The sequence below is a fragment of the Cryobacterium gelidum genome, assembly GCF_004403985.1.
In the GTDB taxonomy this organism is placed as follows: Bacteria; Actinomycetota; Actinomycetes; order Actinomycetales; family Microbacteriaceae; genus Cryobacterium; species Cryobacterium gelidum.
On sequence record NZ_SOHL01000003.1, the window covers coordinates 503,508 to 522,939 of the forward strand.

General features: G+C 67.4%; 14 protein-coding genes. 8 read left to right on the forward strand and 6 right to left on the reverse strand.

Annotation, left to right across the window (positions count from 1 at the left end; all coding sequences use genetic code 11):
* The first annotated feature begins 76 nt into the window (after positions 1–76).
* Positions 77–1,087, forward strand: a complete 1,011-nt coding sequence (adhP, locus tag E3T50_RS02525; RefSeq protein ID WP_134550487.1) for an alcohol dehydrogenase AdhP — start codon at positions 77–79, stop codon at positions 1,085–1,087.
* 147 nt (positions 1,088–1,234) lie between these two features.
* Positions 1,235–2,080: a hypothetical protein gene (locus E3T50_RS02530; protein WP_134550388.1), complete on the forward strand. Its 846-nt coding sequence runs from the start codon at positions 1,235–1,237 to the stop codon at positions 2,078–2,080.
* Here the strand turns inward: E3T50_RS02530 and E3T50_RS02535 are convergent.
* Together E3T50_RS02535 and nudC are read right to left on the reverse strand one after the other, a co-directional pair.
* The gene (locus tag E3T50_RS02535) at positions 1,971–3,680 is read right to left on the reverse strand and encodes an ATP-dependent helicase (protein WP_134464542.1); all 1,710 of its coding nucleotides are present in this window, start codon (positions 3,678–3,680) and stop codon (positions 1,971–1,973) included. The two genes, E3T50_RS02530 and E3T50_RS02535, sit on opposite strands and share 110 nt — an antisense overlap.
* A gap of 2 nt (positions 3,681–3,682) precedes the next feature.
* Entirely contained in the window at positions 3,683–4,684 is a 1,002-nt protein-coding gene (nudC, locus tag E3T50_RS02540; RefSeq protein ID WP_134550389.1) for an NAD(+) diphosphatase, read from the reverse strand.
* 85 nt (positions 4,685–4,769) lie between these two features.
* Here nudC and E3T50_RS02545 point away from each other — a divergent pair, with 85 nt between their 5' ends.
* On the forward strand, positions 4,770–5,915 hold the full coding sequence (locus tag E3T50_RS02545; RefSeq protein WP_198417926.1) for a phosphotransferase: 1,146 nt from the start codon (positions 4,770–4,772) through the stop codon (positions 5,913–5,915).
* Here E3T50_RS02545 and E3T50_RS02550 read toward each other — a convergent pair.
* Both E3T50_RS02550 and E3T50_RS02555 read right to left on the reverse strand, forming a co-directional pair.
* Entirely contained in the window at positions 5,801–9,142 is a 3,342-nt protein-coding gene (locus E3T50_RS02550) for an ATP-dependent DNA helicase (RefSeq protein WP_134550390.1), read from the reverse strand. The two genes, E3T50_RS02545 and E3T50_RS02550, sit on opposite strands and share 115 nt — an antisense overlap.
* A complete protein-coding gene (locus tag E3T50_RS02555; protein WP_134550391.1) occupies positions 9,139–12,516 on the reverse strand; it encodes an ATP-dependent helicase in 3,378 nt (1,125 codons plus the stop codon). The genes E3T50_RS02550 and E3T50_RS02555 overlap by 4 nt, the downstream gene beginning before the upstream one ends.
* Before the next feature lie 95 nt (positions 12,517–12,611).
* Between E3T50_RS02555 and E3T50_RS02560 the strand changes: the two genes are divergently transcribed.
* Together E3T50_RS02560 and E3T50_RS02565 are read left to right on the forward strand one after the other, a co-directional pair.
* Positions 12,612–12,836 carry a DUF3107 domain-containing protein gene (locus E3T50_RS02560; RefSeq protein ID WP_092108379.1) on the forward strand — a complete coding sequence of 75 codons (225 nt, stop codon included), beginning with the start codon at positions 12,612–12,614 and terminating at the stop codon, positions 12,834–12,836.
* Between the two features lie 6 nt (positions 12,837–12,842).
* Complete coding sequence (locus tag E3T50_RS02565; RefSeq protein WP_134550392.1) at positions 12,843–13,145, forward strand: hypothetical protein; 303 nt, start codon at positions 12,843–12,845, stop codon at positions 13,143–13,145.
* A gap of 28 nt (positions 13,146–13,173) precedes the next feature.
* Here the strand turns inward: E3T50_RS02565 and E3T50_RS02570 are convergent, their stop codons facing one another.
* Positions 13,174–13,890 carry a ferritin-like fold-containing protein gene (locus E3T50_RS02570; protein ID WP_241990706.1) on the reverse strand — a complete coding sequence of 239 codons (717 nt, stop codon included), beginning with the start codon at positions 13,888–13,890 and terminating at the stop codon, positions 13,174–13,176.
* A 145-nt stretch (positions 13,891–14,035) separates the two neighbouring features.
* Here E3T50_RS02570 and E3T50_RS02575 point away from each other — a divergent pair, with 145 nt between their 5' ends.
* The gene (locus E3T50_RS02575; RefSeq protein WP_134550393.1) at positions 14,036–15,616 is read left to right on the forward strand and encodes a DEAD/DEAH box helicase; all 1,581 of its coding nucleotides are present in this window, start codon (positions 14,036–14,038) and stop codon (positions 15,614–15,616) included.
* Between the two features lie 190 nt (positions 15,617–15,806).
* On the opposite strand, the gene E3T50_RS02580 is transcribed toward E3T50_RS02575, so the two are convergent.
* Entirely contained in the window at positions 15,807–16,676 is an 870-nt protein-coding gene (locus E3T50_RS02580) for a PHP domain-containing protein (RefSeq protein ID WP_134550394.1), read from the reverse strand.
* Positions 16,677–16,773: 97 nt separating this feature from the next.
* On the opposite strand from E3T50_RS02580, the gene E3T50_RS02585 reads away from it, so the two are divergent.
* Positions 16,774–17,811, forward strand: coding sequence for an endonuclease/exonuclease/phosphatase family protein (locus E3T50_RS02585; RefSeq protein WP_134550395.1), 1,038 nt, complete (start codon positions 16,774–16,776; stop codon positions 17,809–17,811).
* Positions 17,812–17,881: 70 nt separating this feature from the next.
* A complete protein-coding gene (locus E3T50_RS02590; protein ID WP_134550396.1) occupies positions 17,882–19,426 on the forward strand; it encodes an aminopeptidase P family protein in 1,545 nt (514 codons plus the stop codon).
* The last annotated feature ends 6 nt before the right edge of the window (positions 19,427–19,432 follow it).

Consider the following 19,432-nt stretch of genomic DNA (forward strand, 5'->3'; position numbering starts at 1 on the left):
ATGTCCCAAACGAAGGAGTTTGGCAATGACAATCATCGAGACCGAAACGAGAACATCCGCTGAGGTGCCACCGACCATGCGCGCGGCCGTCGTGCATGAGTTCGGCAAGAACCTGTCAATCGACGAAGTTGCCGTGCCGTCGCCTGGTCCGGGTCAGGCCCTGGTCAAACTGATCAGCAGCGGTGTCTGTCACACAGACCTGCACGCCATGGAGGGCGACTGGCCGGTGAAGCCTAGCCCGCCGTTCATCCCCGGGCACGAGGGTGTGGGCGAGGTCGTCGCCCTGGGTGCCGGCGTCGACGACCTCGCCATCGGCGATCTCGTTGGTAACGCTTGGCTCTGGAGCGCCTGCGGCAGCTGCCAGTACTGCCGTACCGGCTGGGAAACCCTGTGCGAGGCGCAGCAGAACGGCGGCTACAGCGTTGACGGTTCGTTCGGGCAGTACATGCTCGTCGACTCCCGCTTCGCCGTGCGCATTCCCCATGGCGCCGACCCGATCGAGATCGCGCCGGTGCTCTGTGCCGGCGTCACCGTCTATAAGGGCCTCAAGATGACCGAGGCGCGTCCGGGCCAGTGGGTTGTCATCTCCGGCATCGGCGGCCTCGGCCACATCGCCGTGCAGTATGCCAAGGCAATGGGACTGCGCGTTGCGGCCGTCGACATCGCCGACGACAAGCTTGACCTCGCGCGCAAGCACGGTGCTGAGCTTGTGATCAATGCCCTCGATGGCGACCCGGTCGCCGCCATACAGAAAGCCACCGGCGGTGTGCACGGTGTGCTCGTGACTGCGGTACACCCGGCCGCTTTCGGCCAGGCCATCGGCATGACGCGTCGTGGCGGGACCATCGTCTTCAACGGTCTGCCGCCGGGAGACTTTCCCGCGCCGATCTTCGATATCGTGCTCAAGGGCCTCACCATTCGCGGCTCCATCGTGGGCACCCGTCAGGATATGGAAGAAGCTCTGCAGTTCTACGCTCGCGGCCAGATTCACCCCACGGTCTCCGAACGCCGCATCGACGAGGTGAACGAGATACTCGACGAGATGAAGCACGGCAAGATCGACGGTCGCGTGGTCATCCGCTACTAGTTCGCGCCGCTTTGAAATGGACCAGGTGCGGGCGCGCTCAGATGCGAACCCACGAGTCGGCGTGCGCGCGCCCGCATCTTCATCCCGTCGACACCGTGCCTGTGGAAAACTTTTTCCTGCTCGGGTCAGGTACGTCATCATGTCGGCATGGCCCTTCGACTGAATCCTCGATACCCGCTGGTGTGGCGCACCCCGGAGTGCGTGCAACTCGGCGTCGACCAGGCCATCGTCACGATCAGCGGGCTGACTCTCGCTCACGAGGCCGTGCTGTCAGCCCTGGTCGTGGGGGTGCACCGATCGGGTGCGATGCTGCTGGGAACGCTCGCCGGGGCATCCGCTGCCGAGGTGACGCACCTGCTCGATTTGCTCGAGCCGGCGCTGCTGTACGTGCCCGACGACGCGCACGCTCCGGTCACCCCGGTGCCCCGCACCGTGCACGTCGACGGCGTCGGACCAACGGCGTCTCGCGTGCGTGCCCTGCTGGCCACCCTCGGAATCCAAGAGGCGGCCCGCGGCGCCGACCCCGAGCTGGCGGTGCTGGTCGGGCACTACGTCTTCTACCCTGAGCGTCATGGGTACTGGCTGCGCCGCGATATTCCTCACCTACCGGTGGTCTTCAGTGACAGCGCCGCGCGGGTGGGGCCGTTGGTCGAACCGGGCCGCGGGCCCTGCCTGACCTGTCTCGAACTCGTGCACGTCGATGAGGATCCCGCCTGGCCGGCCATGGCCTGTCAGTTGGCCCCGCGGCAGGCCCCGAGCGAAACGCCCAGGCTGAGCTTCGAGGTCGCCGCCCGGGTAGCCGGCCTCGTGCAGGATCGATTGGATTCGGGACGGTCCACGGTGTTCGCCCGATCGCTGCGCATTGACGCCGTCACGGGGACGATTACGCGGTCCGCGCACCGGCTCCACGAGCGGTGCGGCTGCCAAGCTCTTGCAGAAACCGGGATCGTTCCCGAGCTGCCCGAGCCTGCACACCTGAAGATGACCAGCTGAGCGCCAGTCGGCGCCGGGCCCGGGTGATGCCGACGTAGAGCAGCCGGCGTTCCTCGTCGATTTGCTCAAAAGTGCTCGCGTAGCTGATCGGTACGAGGCCCTCGCTGAGGCCGACCACGAACACGGCGTCCCACTCGAGGCCCTTCGCCGAGTGCATGGTGGCCAGCGTCACCGCCGACACCGTCGGTTCGTGCTGGCCGGCCTGGCGTTCCATCAGCTCATCGGTGAACTGGCGAAAGGTTGTGCCGGCGGCGGCCTGGTCGACCAGGCCCATCAGGGCGTTGAGCGATTCCCACCTGGACTGCACTGCACCGCGCGTCTCCGGGGCGGTCTGGCTCCAGCCGAGGGAACGCAACACGTCGCTGACCGATTTGAACAGCGGTTCCCCGATGATGGAAACGGATGCCGCGCGCAGGCTCATCACCGCCTGCTTCACCTCCGGCAGGTCGAAGAACCGTTTGGCGCCGCGAATCTGGTAGCTCACTCCCACCTCGGTCAGCGCCGTTTCGAGCAGCGCCGCCTGCACGTTGACCCGAAACAAGACGGCGATGTCCTCGGGTTTGGTGCCGGTGTCGATGAGCTGCAGAATCTGCTCGGCGACGCCGCGAGCCTCGGCCATATCCGAGGCGTAGCCGCGCACGCTCGGGTCGGGGCCGGTGTCGGATTGCGCGGCGTGCAGGGTGAGGGCGCCGGAGCGGCCGCGCATGAGCTGGTTGGCGGCCGAGACGATCGGCGCCGTCGACCGGTAGTTCTGCTCGAGACGCACCACCGTGGCATCTTCGTAGTGTTTGGGAAAGTCGAGCAGGTAGTCGCTGCGGGCACCGGCGAAGGAGTAGATGGTCTGGCTGGCGTCACCGACGACGCAGAGGTCGCGACGGTCGCCGAGCCACAGCGCGAGCAGGTCGTGCTGCAGCGGGGAGACGTCCTGATATTCATCGACGACGAAGAACCGGTACTGCTCCCGAACCTGCAGTGCCACCGACGGTTCGGCCTCGATCATGCCGGCCATGGCCAGCAGCACATCTTCGAAGTCGATCTGCTTGCGATCGTCCTTGAGCTTCTCGTAGGTCTGTTGCAGGTCGACGACCTGGCCGACGTCGAGCCGGCCTGGCAGGCTGCGGCGGGCGATGCCCGCCGCATACTGCTCGATGCTCAGGCCGCTGGTCTTGCGCCACTCCACCTCGGCCGCGAGGTCACGCAGGGTGGCCGTATCGATTTTGAGGTGCAGGGCCTCGGCGGCGTGCCCGAGAATTCGGCCCTTACCGTCGAGGATGCGCGGTGCCTGCCCTCCGACGACGTGCGGCCAGAAGTAGTTCAGCTGAGATAGGGCGGCGGCGTGGAAGGTACGGGCGGCCACCCCGCCGGCGCCGAGCTGGCGCAGGCGACCGCGTAGTTCGGCGGCCGAGCGGCTCGTGAAGGTGAGCGCCATGACCCGGTTGGGGGCGTAGGCGCCTGTGAGCACGCCGAGCGCGATGCGGTGCGTGATGGCGCGGGTCTTGCCGGTTCCGGCACCGGCGAGCATGCAGACGGGGCCGATCAGCGCTTCGGCGGCAATGCGCTGCTGCTCGTCGAGGCCCTGCAGCAGCGAGTCGGCGGTCACCGTCACGGGCGGATCAATTCGGGTGAGGCGCGCAAGGGTGCACCAAACCAGCGTTCGATCATGGCGTGCGCGATTGACGACGGGCCGGGTAGCAGCATCCACTCGGCGGCCTCGTGCAGTTCCTTCCGGCTGAACCAGCGCAGCGCCAGAATCTCGGCGCCGTCGGGCAGCAGATCACCGGCCTGCTGGTCGTCGGCGAGTCGAGCGGTGAACCCGCACATGACCGAGGCCGGGAAGGGCCACGGCTGGGAGCCGACATAGGCCGGATCGGTGACCCGCAATCCGGATTCTTCAAACATTTCGCGGATCACGGCCGATTCCAGGGCCTCGCCGGGTTCGACGAATCCGGCAAGCAAGGAGTAGCGATTGTTTTCCCACATAGCATTGGAGCCGAGCAGGATGCGGTCGTCGGCGTCGGTGATGAGCACGATCACGGCCGGGTCGGTACGTGGGAACACCTGGCTGTTGTCGACGGGGCAGCGGCGCACCCAACCGGCCTCCTCGACCACGGTGGCCGCGCCGCAGCGCGGGCAGTGCCCGTGCGAGGCGTGCCAGTTGAGTACGCCGAGGGCCTCGGTGAACAGGCCGGCGTCACGGTCGCCGAGCGCGGTTGCGACCGTGCGCAGGCCCACCCATCGGCCCTCGTCGGGTTCAAGAAGAGCGGCGTCGTCATCATCGAGCTGAACCGCCACGATGCGGGTGCCGGCCGGTTCGGGCAGGTCGGTCGGTAGCGACCGGCCGAGGTAGACGCGGAGGCTGGCGTTTCGTCGGCTCGCTGGCACGCTGCTCGACGGCAGCAGGGCCAGGTGCACGGCGGTAGCGCTGGCGCTGGCGGCGGCGGGGCTGTGCGGCGCGAGCAGCATTTTGCCGTGCCAGACGGGCAGAAAGCGGGTGGCGGCATCAGCGCAGAGCTCGTCGAACAGACCGGGAATTGCGCGGCTCAGGTGGTCACGGTCGACCGCGTGACGAGACAGCGGCAACCGCGTCGTGAAAGTGAACGACATGGTTTATCTCCGAGCTCTGCGAGAACGTGTGTGTGGAGGCGTGGCGAACAGCCACGCGACCGGAAGTCGATCTAACCTAGTAGGCATGGCCAGAACTCAACTCACTCTAGCCGCGTTAGCCACCTCCGCAGTTACGGGGCTCGACGTGGCCTACGCCCGAAAGCACAGTGCCGGCGCGCACGGACTGTTCGACTCGGCGCTCGTTATCGACAAAGACGGGCGGGCGCTGATCATTCGCGTTCCCACCAGCCAGTCGGCCGAAACCGAGCAGTCCGCCGACCTCGTGGCCCTGCGCGCGCTCACCACCGGCAATCGAAGCCGGCTACCGTTCGATGTGCCGGAATACGTCGGCCAGACGCCGATTCAGGGCACCCGCGCCGTCGTCTATGAGCTTCTGGCCGGCGACAGCTTCGAGGCGGATGCCCTCACCGGACACGAGGGCGTCTCGGGGTCGATCGGCCGGGCCATCGCCGCGATCCACGCGCTGCCGAGCGCCTTCATCGGCACCGCCGGGCTGCCGCAGCAGAGCGCCCAACAGTGCCGCACGGATGCGATCGACCTGATCGACCGGGCCGCCAACACCGGTTATCTGCCCGCCGCGCTGCTGCGCCGCTGGGAACAGGCCACCGACGACGACGCCCTCTGGCAGTTCGCGCCGGCAGTGGTGCACGGGTCGATGTCGGCCGATTCCATTCTGATCACCGACGATGCCGTATCGGGAATTCTCGGCTGGTCTGGCCTGGCCGTCGGCGATCCGGCGCGGGACTTGCACTGGTTGCTCGCTGCGCGCGGCGACGCAGCCGAACTGGCCATCACGGCGTATTCGACCGCACGTCAGGGCAGCGACAGCCACATCACCCAGCGCGCCATGCTCTACGCCGAGCTGGAACTGGCCCGCTGGTTGCTGCACGGCGTGAGCAGCCACGACCAGTCCATCGTCGATGACGCCGTCGCGATGCTCGACGGCCTCGTCGACACGGTGCACAGCCACACCCAGCAGCCGCTCTCCCCCGTAACCGGCCCGATCATGACCGTCGGCGACGTGGAGAACATGCTCGACCATATGCCGCGCGCCGCCCGGGATTACGACCAACACGCAGCGATGCACACCGACAGCTACGACTTCTCCGGGCTCACCGCCGACTCTGACTCTGACTCTGGGGAGTCCAACGACTCGCGCACCGGGGCCATCGCTCCGGACCAGGCGGCGAGCAGGTCTTCCTCTGAGTAGAGGCGATCGGGCGCGATGACGGTATCGTCGGCGACGAAGTAGAACACGGCGTCGACGATACCCGGATCGATACCCTTCCAGCGGGCGTAGGCGAGCCGGTAGAGCGCGAGCTGGGTTTGCTTGAGTTCCAGGTCGGCGGCGTTCTTGGGTGCCCGCCCGGTTTTCCAGTCGACGACCTGGTACCCGGTCGCGGTTTGGTAGACGGCGTCGAGCTTGCAGACGAAGACCTGGCCGCCGAGTACGTGGTGAATTTCGATCTCGACGTCGACGGGCATCCGCTCGGCCCATTCGGAACGTTCGAAGGTGGCCTGGAGCACCGCGAACTGCTCCTGCTCGGGCACCGCGAGGTCGCTCAGGGTGCCGGTACCCTCGTCGTCATCGCCGAAGTCCAGTTCATTCAGGCTGGCATCGATGCGGTCGGTGCCGGTGGCACCGCCGGCGCGCCGCTCGACCCAGGAGTGGAACAGCGTGCCGAGCCGGGTGGCTCGATAGGGGCGTTGGGGCATGGGGCGGCGCAGTTCCGCGGCGACACCGGCCGGGTCGTCGACGTAGTCCTTGAACCGGGAAGCCGGGATGCGCGCCGGGACGGGCGCCACCGCGCCGCCAGCCAGCCGCAGAGCCCGTTCCGCAAGCAGCAAAGTGACCGCGGCGGACCAGCGGGTGGGGGCATCCGCTTCACTGTTCCGCACCCGCGTTGCGGCGGCTTCAACCAGTGCCCGGCGGGTGCCGAGGGGGTCGAATGGCCACAGCTCGGTGCCGTCATCGGCGAAGTCGGGTTTGTCGGCCTCGACACTCGCGTCGGGGATGGCGGCAATGAGCCCGGCTTCGACAAGTTCCGTCAGATAGCGGCTGGGCCTCCGCGCGGTCAGTCCAGGTCCCCAGAACGAGCCGGTCAACAGCAATTCACGCTTGGCGCGGGTGGTGGCCACGTAAATGAGCCGGCGCTCTTCGTCGTCATGCCGCGACGCCAACTCTGCTTTGTAGGCCTGGAAGGCCAGGTCGTAGTCGAATTGGGTGTCGTGCCCGGCTAGCTCGAGCACGGGAAGCTCCGACCGGTCGCCGCGAAAACCGTAGGGCAATTCGCCGAAGCGCAGCCAGCCGCTGGTGTCGCGGGAGGCCGCTGGCAGGCTCTTTTCTTCGAGGTTGGGAATGGCGACGAAGTCCCATTCGAGGCCCTTGGCGCCGTGAATGGTGAGCAATTGCACGGTGCCCTGTTCCGACAGCTCGGCACGCGGGCCGAGGTCGTCTTGCAGCTCCGCCCGCTTCAGCCAGCGCAGAAAGCTGGCCAGGGTGCCCTGCTCGTCGCTGTCGAGAAACGCGGTCACCGTGTCGTGGAAGGAATACAGGTTGGCGAGGCCGAGATCGTTGGCCTCGTTCGCGGTCAGTTCGATGTCGAGCCGAAATTCCTGCTCGATCAGGCGCACGAAGTCGAGCAGCGGCAGGCCGGCACGGGATCGCAGCCAGGCCAGTTGCCGGCCGGCCGACTGCACACGGGCGCGCCCGAGCTCGCTGAATCCGGCGAATTGGCCGTGGGAGTCGGGGGCCGTGCCGAGAAAGTCGATCGCGTCGACGAGGGAGCTGCCCTCATCGCCGGCGACGGATGCCCGCAGCTTGCCCCGCAGGTCAGCCGAGATGGCTTTCTGCGCCCAGTCGTGCGCGGCCAGCCAGCGGGCCACGTCGGCGAGCGCCTGCAGATCGCGTGCTCCGACGCGATAGCGGGCGCCGCTGAGCAGGCGCACCAGCTCGCTGCCGGCAGCGGGGTCGTGCACCACGCGCAGCACACTCACCACGTCGGCCACCTCCGGTGTCGACAGCAGCCCGCCGAGGCCGAGCACGTGGGCGCGCACGCCGTGCGCCCTCAGCACCTCGGCGAAGTAATCCATTTCACGACGCGCACGAAACAGCATCGCGCCGGTGTGGTCGCCGACCACACGAGCGGCAAACCAGTCAGCGACCGCGCCGGCCTCCTCGGCGATGGTTTGCGCCATGAGCGCGTCGACGCCGCCGGGTCGGGTTCCGGCCGGGACTTTAAGCGTTTCGACCTGGATTCCCCCCGCTTTGGCGCGCAGGGCTTCGCTCAACGGGGCCACCAGGGCGTTAGCGGTGTCGAGCACGAGTGCGGGGTTGCGCCAGGTGAAGGACAACGACATGGTCGGAGCCGTAGCCGTAGAGCTGAAATCGCGGGCAAAGCCGAGCAGGTTCGCGGAGCTGGCGCCGCGCCATCCGTAAATGGACTGGTGTGGATCGCCGACCGCCATCACCGGGTGGTCACGGAACAGGGTGTGCAGCAGCTCGGTCTGCAACACCGAGGTGTCCTGGTATTCGTCGAGGAGCACGATCCGGTACTGGTCGCGGTAGCGGTCTGTGACCGCAGCCACTTTCTGGCACACCTGCAGCGCCAGCGCCACCTGATCGGAGAATTCGATCAGTCCCAGTCGGCGTTTCTCGCTGCTGTAGCGGGCGGCGAGTTCGGCAAGCACCGGCAGCGGTGCGACCGCTGCCACGGAATCGACGACCGAGCCGTACGGGGTTTTCTTACGCGGATTGCCGTAAGGCAGATCGGGCAGGTAGACGAAACTCTCGGCCAGGGCGGTGAGGTCGTGCGGGGCACCCGGAGCGCCGTCGCGCCGGGCCGGCGGGTTCTCGGCGAGGGCACGACTAAGCTGCAGCACGGCGTCGGTGACCTGGTCGATGCTCTTGCCGAATGGCACGAGCCGTCCGTCGCCATGCTCGACGACGACCCGCCGGGCAAGCAGCCAGGCGCTGGTTTCGCTCAGCAGCACCGACTCCGGTTCACGGCCGAGCAGCAGGGCGTTGTCGGTGAACAGCCGGCTGGCGAAGGAGTTGTAGGTGGAGACGCTCGGGGTGTTGAACAGGTCCGAGGACTCGGCGGACATCTCGTCATCGGGACCGGCCATGACCGGCATGAGGCCGGCCGCATCGAGGTCGGTGATGCGTTTGTTGATGCGTTCGCCCAATTCGCCGGCGGCCTTACGGGTGAAGGTGAGTCCGAGAATCTGGTCGGGGCGGGCATGGCCGTTGGCGAGCAGCCACAGCACCCGGTTGGCCATGGTCTCGGTCTTGCCGCTGCCAGCACCGGCGACCACCAGGGTGGGCGTGAGCGGCGCCTCGATCACGGCCTGCTGCTCACTCGTGGGCGGAGGCAGCTCGAGCTGGGCGGCAATGTCGAGTGCCGAAACCGTGGTGACTGTCGTTGTGGGACTCATGAGCTGACCTGCTTGATGACGTGGATGCGGCAGGACCCGTGGCTGCGCGGGTCGAGGCAGTGCGAGGTGATCTCGGCGATGAAAGTGGCGCCGCCCATGCCGGCCGCGTCGTCGCCGACCCGGGTGCGGAAAGCGTCGAGCTGCTCCGGACTGAAGGCGGTCTGGGTGGGATTGCGGTAGTTCTGTTTGACCGTGCCGGAGGAGACGATGACGAGGCGCGCACCGGCCAGGGTCATGTCAGCGGGCACGCCGTCGATAGCGCCGTCCTGGAATGCCAGCTGGTAGGCGCCGAGTTGGGGATGCTCGGCGACGCCGGTATCGCTGGTCGCGTCACCCTTGCCGGTCTTCAGATCGACGATGACGGCCCGTCCATCGAATTGGCGTTCCACCCGGTCGATGGTACCCGACAGCACGGCGCCACTGACCTCCAGTTGGAAGGTGCCCTCGGCGCTCAATAGCTCACCGCCGCCCTGCTCAAAATCCAGCAGGTAGGAAGCGAGCCTGTCGGTGAGCGCCCGTGCGGCGACCTTCTGCACGCGCGACTGCCAGTCGGCGTCGAAGTCGAGTTCGTTCCAGCGGGCTTCCACCCCCTGCCAGAGGGCTTCGGGCCGGCGGTCGGTGGCGTCCTCCATCACCTTGTGAATGATCGTGCCGAGGTTCGCGGCCGTGTTCGAGTTGCCGCCGCCGACCTGACCGATCAGCCAGTGCAGCGGGCAGGTTTCGAATGCGGCCATGCGCGATGGCGAGACGCGCACCGGCTGATCGCCGGAGTCCGGGTCGTTGAGCGGGCGCACGGTGCTTGGGTCGGTCAGCCCGTACCAGTCGTCGGGCGCGGCGCCTGGCACGCTTTCGCGGGCAAGACGGGCCAGCGTGGCCGCGGCATCCGCTGCTCGGGAGACGGTGTCGGAATCGGTGCGGGCCGGCGAGCGGATGGCGCGGGTCAGGTCGCGGCGCAGCCGCCCGGCCAGGCCGCGCAGCGACAACGGGTAGCGGGCGAGGTCGTCGATGTCATGCTCGGGGCCCGGCTGTGGCAGCAGGCGCAGGAACGCCGACGGTTCGTTTTCTTCATTGTTGACGGCGGTGATGAGCAGCTCGGTCGTGGCGCGGCTGGCGGCCTGAGCGAACATGCGCAGTTCGTCGTGGAGCACCGCGGTGCGTGCATCGGTGCCAGGAGCGTGTTGCCCGGAGGCGACCAGGGCGAGGTCGCCGGCGCCAAGCAGCGATCCGCGAATGCGCAGGTCGGGCCAGACGTTGGCCTGCACACCGGCGAGAACGACGATGTCGAAGTCCCGCCCGATGGTGCCGCTCGGACTGGACACGGTCACGGCCGCGCCGAGGGCGCGCGGCGCGAGGGTATCCTCGGGCACATCGGTGTCGACGAGGTGCTCGAGGAACAACACCGGCGGAGCCGACGGGGTGCGTTCAACAAAGCGTTGCGCGGCCGAGAACAAAGCGACGACGGCGTCGAGGTTGTGGTTGGCTTCGTCGGCGACAATGCCGGTGCCAGTGGATTGTTCCTTCCACTCCCGGTCGAGACCGCTGCGCCGCCACAGGCCCCAGAGCAGTTCTTCGATGGTGGCGCCGGCCTTGTATTCAATTCGTGCCTGGCGCAGGCTCGCTCCGCAGCCGGCCGCACGGCGAGCCGTGCGATTGTCGATGGTGGCGAGCAATTCGGGGTCCTGCAGGGCGGCGACGAGCAGTTCGTCGGCGCTGCGCGGGGTGGGGGTTGCGTCGCCCAGCTCCTGATGGCCCAGCTCGTGTTGACGCAGTGCGGCGCGCAGCCGGCGCAGGGTGATCGGATCGAGCCCGCCGAGCGGGCCGCGCAACAGCTCGATTGCCGCCTCGGGGTCGAGCGGTTCGCGCCCGAGGGTCACTTCGAGGGCCAGAATGAATGCCTTCACCGCGTATTCGTCGCGCAGTGCCGTGCTCGCGGTCGAGACCTGGGTCGGCACCTCGAGTGCGGCGAGCCCCTTGGAAATCGACGGCACGAGCGATCCGGTGCGCACGATCACGGCCATGCGCGACCACGGTGTGTCGTTGATCACGTGGCGTTCACGCAGCAGCCGGGCGATCACCGCGAGCTGATCGGCCGGGCTGCTCGCGATGACGGTGTGCACGGACTCGTTGGGCAGCTGACCAGCAACGTCAGCGCCGGCACCAGCACCAGCGGAATCCGCACCGGTGGAATTGGCACCGGTGGAATTGGCACCGGTGGAATTGGCCGCGGCGGAATTGGCCGCGGCGGCATCCGCAGCGGCCGGCTCGACGTGCGCCAGGCCGTCGCCGGGCACGGTGGGCGGCACGGTGAGCGGCACGGTGACCGGTGCGCTGGCCGCCGCGCGCTGAGTACCCGCCGCGGCCGCACCGATCCTGCTGGTGATCTGTTGGACAACGTTCCGGATACCCGCCCCGTGTCGATAGACGGTCTGCAGCACGATCGGGGCAGCCATCCGGCCGCGGTCAGCGGCCAGATACGCGCCAAGACGGCCGAGGGCATCCGGATGCGCACCGTGGAACGAGCCGGTCGTGATGTCGGGGTCGCCCAGTGCGATGATCGCCACGCCGCGCGCCTGAAACTGGGCGAGCAGGGTGAGCGTTGCCTGCGTGACCTCCTGAGCGTCGTCGAGCACGATCAGGCGCACGTCGGCCAGGGACCCAAGCGTTGCCGCTCCGGCCGGTCCGGCCTCCGCTCCGGCCACGATGGCCGCGGCATAGCGAGCCAGCTCGGTGGAGTCGTACTGACCGGGGCGAGCCTGGTCTTTGGCCTCTTCGTAGCCGCGAATGAACTCAGCTGCTGCAACCCACTCTGGTCTCCCCAGTCCGAAGCGCTCCAGTTGGCCCGGGGTCACGCCGTACTCGACGGCGCGCATCATGAGGTCACGCAGTTCGGTGCGGAAACCGCGCAGGCCACGCACGTCGGGGCCGAGCGTGGCCGGCCAGGCCGGGGTTGTACCGGCTGACATCGACCCGACCTCATCGTCGAGGTGACCCTGCAGCAGCTCGGCGATGATCTGGTCTTGTTCACCGCCGGTGAGCAGCGTTGGTGTCGGCCCGCCGGCCTGGGCGACCGCGGAACGCACAATCTGAAAGGCCACCGAGTTGGTGCTGCGGGCCAGCGGCCCGTTCGTGGGCACGGCGAGGCGCAGCGCGATTCGGTCGCGCAGGGCGGTTGCACCGGTGCGGGTGGGTACGAGCACGAGTACCTCACTCGGCGAATACCCCCGGTTCAAGACCCGGTCGGCGACGAGTTCAACGAGGGCCCAGGTCTTGCCGGAGCCGGGAGCGCCGATCACCGCGGCACTCACCCCGTCTGGAAGGTCGAGAACGGCCTGCTGGGCGGCGTCGAGCCGGTGGTTGATGCGCGGAGTGGTCACAATTCAACGGTAACGGGTTGCGCCGACAGTGAACTCGGTCAGGGCGGCGCTGCGTTCTGTCGTACTCTGGGCGCAAGGCTACGAAAGGCAGTTCGGTGGATATTCGCATTGGTATTTTCAACTCTCCGCGGGAGATCGGTTTTGAGACTTCGCAGCCAGCGACCGAGATTGAGGAGACCGTTGCGGCGGCCCTCTCCGGTCAGACCGGCTATCTGAAGCTCAGTGACAGCAAGGGGCGGGTGTACATCGTTCCCACGGTGGGCCTCGCCTACGTCGAACTCGGCAGCGAAGAATCGCGCCGCGTCGGTTTCGTCGCCTAACCAGCCATGGAGCTTCTGTTCGTCGCGCTGCTCGGCGCGGTCATCGGCCTCGCCGCGCGGTATTTTCTCCCCGGTCGGTCCACCCAGGGTTCGGTGCTGGTTCCGGCGATCGGAACCGTTGCGGCATCCGCTCTCTGGGTCGCGCTGACCTGGCTTGGCTTGAATTGGGCCAATGGGTGGATCTGGTGGGTGTCCCTCGTGGGGACTGTCGTCGTATCCGTCGTGCTCAATCTTGTGATCAGTCGGCGACGCATTCACGGCGACCAGCGGATGCTGCAACGGCTCGCCAACGCAGCGTCCGCCGCCTAGGACTTCGGCCGGTTCGCTGGGCGAACGGCTAGGCGGTGAGGCCGAGGCCGTCCATGCGGCGGGTGTGCGCTGCGATGAGCTCGGTGAAGACCGGTTCGATGCGCGCCTCGGCACCCTCGGCAGGGTCGGCGGCCGGCATGGCCGACCGGGCCACGAGCAGGGTGTCACCGACGAGTCGGCGGCCCCACATGGCCAGCCGTGAGCCAAGCGCCACGTCGTTCTCGATGGCGGTTTGTAATTCCTGTATCAGCACACCGGTGCCGGAATCTTCACCGAGCAGCTGCGCCACTCGGGGCCCGATGTCGCGCGGCAGGCCATCCGACAGGCGAATAAAGAAATCGTCGAGCAAACCACCGCAGAGGTAGCAGCTCAGGAGCAGCTCGTGCCACTCGGCGCCGCTGGTTTCGCGGCGAAACCCATCGAGGGCCACGACGAACGGGGCCATCTCGGTGGCCGGCTCGTGCCCGCGGCGTCGAATCTCGGTAATCAGGCCGTGATGCTTGCTCAGCGCTCGACCGGCGGCCGTGCTGAGTCCCTCCTTCACGGCGAGGTTCGGCGCGGTGGCTAAGGCCCGTGCCAGACTTTCAAACTCGCCGAGCTCGCGGTACGCGGCTTGGCCGAGAAAATGCCGCACTCCGGGAGCGAGCGAACTGATGTCCATTTTTTCGGTTGGCTGGAGCACCCCGCGGGCGGAAAGCCGCGGAGCTTCAGTGCGCTGCGGGCGCCGACCGGACCACGTGACCACGGGCTTAGCTTAGGACAGCGCGCCTGTGGCCGCGGTACAGACGGGGCAGTAAGGTGGAATTACGTCGCCGGCAAGGATCGGTGGCCGCTGCCCGAGACGCAAAAACGGGCGCACTTCGCTTCCAGTTAATGACAGGCATACATTCGTGACTTTCTCCGAACTTAATATTGACCAGGACATGGTCGACTCCCTTGCTGCCAAGGGCATCCTCGAACCGTTCCCCATCCAGACCCAGACCATCCCCCTCGCCCTGGCCGGCCAGGACATCATCGGTCAGGCTAAGACCGGCACCGGCAAGACCTTTGGTTTCGGCCTTCCGGTCATCCAGCGCCTCGGCCTCGACCCCGAGCCCGGCGTTCAGGCGCTCATCGTCGTTCCGACCCGAGAACTGTGCGTGCAGGTCTCGGAAGACCTCGAGCTCGCCGCGACGGGCCGCAACACCAAGATCGTTTCCATTTACGGTGGCAAGGCCTATGAGGGCCAGATCGAACAGCTCAAGGCCGGCGCGCAGATTGTCGTCGGAACTCCCGGCCGCCTGCTCGACCTCGCCAGCCAGCGCCTGCTCACTCTCGCCAACGTGCGCGAAATGGTGCTCGACGAAGCAGACAAGATGCTCGACCTCGGTTTTCTCTCCGACATCGAGAAGCTCTTCGCGCAGACCCCGTCGACCCGCCACACCATGCTGTTCTCGGCGACGATGCCCGGACCGATCGTGGCCCTGGCCCGACGCTTCATGAACCGTCCGATTCACATTCGCGCGACCGACCCCGATGAGGGCCTGATGCAGGCCAACATCGAGCACCTCGTCTACCGCGCCCACAACATGGACAAGGACGAAGTCATCGGCCGCATCCTCATGGCGGAGGGCCGCGGCAAGACCATCATCTTCACCCGCACCAAGCGCGCCGCCGCGAAGCTCGTCGAGGAACTCGGCGATCGTGGCTTCAACGCCACGGCCGTGCACGGCGACCTGAATCAGGAGCAGCGCGAACGTGCCATGGCGAGTTTCAAGAGCGGTAAGAAGGAAATTCTGATCGCAACGGATGTCGCAGCTCGCGGCATCGACGTTGAAGACGTCACCCACGTGATCAACCACACCATTCCCGAAGACGAGAAGGCGTACCTGCACCGCGTCGGCCGCACCGGTCGCGCCGGCAAGAACGGCATCGCCGTGACCTTCGTCGACTGGGATGACCTGCACAAGTGGTCGCTGATCAATAAGGCCCTCGACTTCGGCCAGCCGGAACCGATGGAAACCTACTCGTCGTCGCCGCACCTCTACACCGATCTGAACATCCCAGCCGGCTCCAAGGGCCGCCTGCGGGCAACCCCGGTGAAGGATGTCGCCGCTGGTGATGCGCGCACCGGCGGCGCCGGTCGTTCCGGCGGGGCACGCTCCGGCGCCGGCAGTCGTTCCGACTCGGGTCGTTCCGGCGCTGCACGCTCTGGTCGTTCTGAGGGAGGTCGCGGTTCCGGCCATGGCGATTCCGCGCGCAGCTCAGACCGCCCGGCGACAAGCCCAGTAGCTTCCGGTGCCGACGAGGCGAGTCGGCCCACTCGGTCGCGCACCCGCGTTGGCTCCAGCACCAACCCGGACGCCCCGGCCGCAACCTCCGCTGCCGGCACCCACGATGGCGGCGGAGCCGAGCACCACGACGGCAACAGCGCGCCGCTGCGTCGCAGCCGCACGCGTCGTCGCTCTCCGCAGTCCGGCAGCACCATCTAACAACGAAACAGAACCATCCGTGCCCGGCTCTTGGGCTGTCGCCGTTTCGGCCGTGGCAGCCCCGGGGCCGGGCGTTCCTGTTTCCCCCACACTCGTTCGCGGCGCCGTTGTTTCGTATGCGTTAGTTTCACGCGCCGCCGTTCCACCGGGCGCTGAAACTGGCGACGCCGCGGCATTCGCTGCCGAAAGATCAGCCGTAGATGGGAGCCGAACCGCGGCCCTCGGCGATGATGCGCTCGAGCACCTCGGGGGCGGTCGTGTTCTCGCCGAGCCGGTTGGGTTTGCCGGTGCCGTGGTAATCACTCGAGCCAGTGACGACCAGCCCGAACTTGGCAGCCAGCTCATACAGCCGTGCCGTGGGTTCGGGCTTGTTCTCGCGGTGCGCCAATTCGAGGCCGAACAGTCCGGCTTCGACCAGGGTCTTCAACCGAGATTCCGCCACAATATCGTCGATCCCGCGGGTGGCAGGGTGGGCGATGACCGGCACTCCCCCGGCGGCTCGCACGAGTTGGATCGCCCGCAACGGATCGGGGGCATAGTGCGGCTGGTAGTAGCCGGCCTTCCAGTGGAGGATGCCCGCGAAGGCGGCGCTGCGATTGAGGGCGTGACCGCGGGCGACGAGGGCGTCGGCGATGTGCGGCCGGCCAACGGTCGCCTCCGGAGTGGTCTGGGCGAGCACGTCGTCCCAGCTCAGGTCATAGTCCGCTCCGATGCGGGCAACCATCTGTTCGGCCCGGGTGAAACGTGCGGCACGCACGCGGGTCAATTCGGCGAGCAGGGCCGAATCGGCCGGGTCGAAGAGATATGCCAAAAGATGCACACTGGCGTACTGCACCCGGGTGCTAAATTCCATTCCGGGAATAAGTGTCATGTGTTCAACTTCCGCTGCAGCGGATGCTTCGGGCCAACCGGCCGTCGAGTCGTGGTCGGTCAGCGCGATGGTGCCGAGGCCGGCAGCGGCAGCGGCCCGCACGAGTTCGGCGGGGGTCTCGGTGCCGTCCGACACGCTCGAATGTGCGTGCAGGTCGATCGGACCATGGAATTGCCGCGCGACTGCCATGCCCCCATGCTAGTTGGCCGCCCTCCGGCCCATGGCCGCGGCGTCGGGCCCGGGCCGACGGGGGATTCCCCAGAATTCTGATCTAGGGTTCAATTCAATGTTCCCTCGACTCCTTCGGGCGCTTCTTCTGGTCGGCGCGGCCGCTTTCCTGCTGGTCTGCACCTGGCCGCAGGCGTTCGGCCTGCACAACAGCTGGGTCGTGGCCCACCTTGTGTCTTTTCGTGCCATCGCCGTGATCGGCGCGGTCGTCGGCCTCGTTCTGCTCGGGCTGCTTCGGTTCCTTCGCCCGTTACGCCCAACCCTGGGCATGGCCATGGTGTTGCTCGCTCTCTTCGGGGTGGCCAATGTCGGCATCCTGGCCTCCCGTGGATTCAATGCCGGCACCGCTCAGGTCAGCACCGAAGCGGGTGTCAGCTCCATTACCGTATTGAGCTGGAACACGCTCGGTGATGTTCCCGGCGCCGCGGTCATCGCCGACCTCGCCGTTGCGCAGAACGCCGACGTCGTCACTCTGCCCGAAACCACGGAAGAAACCGGCATCCTGATTGCCGAGGGGATGCGCGAGGCTGGACGGCCGATGTGGGTGCACACGCTCGCTTTCGATCGGGTCTCCAAGGCTCGTTCTACGACCGTGCTGATCAGCCCCGACCTCGGTGACTACGTCGTGAGCAATGCAGCGGGGTCCGGCCCACCCGGCAACACCAACGTGCTGCCGACCGTCGTGGCCGAACCGACCGATGGCAGCGGCCCGACCATCGTCGCGGTGCACGCCGTCTCCCCCATTCAATACGAGATGTCGAACTGGCGCAGCGATCTCGACTGGCTCGCCACCCAGTGTCAGGGCGACAGCGTGATCATGGCGGGCGACTTCAATGCCACGCTCGACCACATGGCCGACCGGGCAGGCGGGGGCACCGGCGCTGTGCTCGGCAACTGCGTGGATGCCGCGCTGTCGGCCGGTGCGGCATCCGTCGGCACCTGGCCCACCAGCATTCCCGCCCTGCTCGGCAGCCCCATCGACCACGTCATGGTCACCCCGAACTGGCAGGTGGCCACGCTGCGGGTGATCGAGACGCTCGATGACGCCGGCAGCGACCACCGGCCGATCGTGACCACACTCACACCGGCTCCGTAGCGCCGGTCCGGCGCAGGATCGGCAGGCGCCGGATCAACATCCGTCCAGAGTGCGGTGCCAGAATGGAGGAATGGCTGATACCACTGCTTCCGCATTCACCCCCGCCGCGCGCTCGAACGAGAACCGCTCAACGACACCGGGCTCATCCGGCTTCAAATCGTTCATCGGCAGCGGATGGGCCGAACGCACCGACGTTCTGCCCCCGGCCCGCGAGCAGGCGCCCTTCGCTGCCGCGCGCCGCGCGCGCCTATCCGCACAGTATCCCGGACAGCGCCTGATCATTCCAGCGGGCCGGTTGAAGCAACGCTCCAACGACACCGACTACGCCTTCCGCGCCCACTCCGCCTTCGCCCACCTCACCGGTTGGGGCAGCGACAGCGAACCCGGTGCCGTGCTCGTGCTCGAACCAACCGCCGCCGGCGGCCACGACGCGACCCTGTACTTTCGGGAACGGGCCGGCCGCGACTCCGACGAGTTCTACGCCAACCCCGACATCGGCGAATTCTGGATCGGCCCACGCCCCTCGATCGCGCAGGTTGCCAGCGACCTCGCACTCGGTGTGCGCGGCATCGCCGACCTCGCCGATGTGCTGCGCTGTGCCGACAGTGCAACCCTCGTGCTGCGCGAGGCTGACCCGACCTTCACCGAACGAGTTGACGAGGCCCGCCTGCGCTTCGCCGCGGAACGTGTGCTCGGCAGCAACGCCTCCGATTCCGCGTTCAGCATCGAGATCAACGCCGAGCATGAGCCCGACGGGGCCCTGGCCCGCGATCTCTCCGAGCTGCGCCTCGTGAAGGACGCCTGGGAGATCGAACAGATGCGCGTCGCCGTCGCGGCCACCGCCCGCGGATTCGACGATGTCATCGCCGACCTGCCGCGATCGAGCGTGCACGCCCGCGGGGAACGCCTGGTCGAGGGCGTGTTCAACACCCGGGCCCGCAGCGACGGAAACACGGTCGGCTACGACACCATCGCTGCCTCCGGCCCGCACGCCTGCATTTTGCACTGGACCCGCAACGACGGCGTCGTCGCCCCCGGCGACCTCATCCTCATCGACGCCGGCGTGGAACTCGACAGCTACTACACCGCCGACATCACCCGCACCCTGCCGGTCAACGGCGTCTACAGCGAAGTACAGCGGCTGGTTTACGAAACCGTGCGTGAGGCAGCGGATGCCGCCTTTTCCGTCGCTCGCCCCGGCGCTGTCTTTCGTGATGTGCACGCCGCCGCGATGAACGTCATCGCTCGGCGCACCGCCGAGTGGGGCATGCTTCCGGTCACCGCCGAAGAGGCCCTGCAGCCGGAGAACGGCCAGCACCGCCGATACATGGTGCACGGCACCAGCCACCACCTCGGCATCGACGTGCACGATTGCGCGCAGGCACGCCGCGACATGTACATGGACGGAGTGCTCGAACCGGGCATGGTCTTCACCATTGAACCCGGACTGTACTTTCAGCCAGACGACCTCACCGTTCCCGCCGCGTTTCGCGGCATCGGCGTGCGCATCGAAGATGACATCCTGGTGACAGAGACCGGGGCCGAGAACCTCTCCGCAGCCATCCCGCGCACCGCCAGCGAGGTCGAGGCCTGGATAGCGGCCGCCCAGCGCTGAACCTGC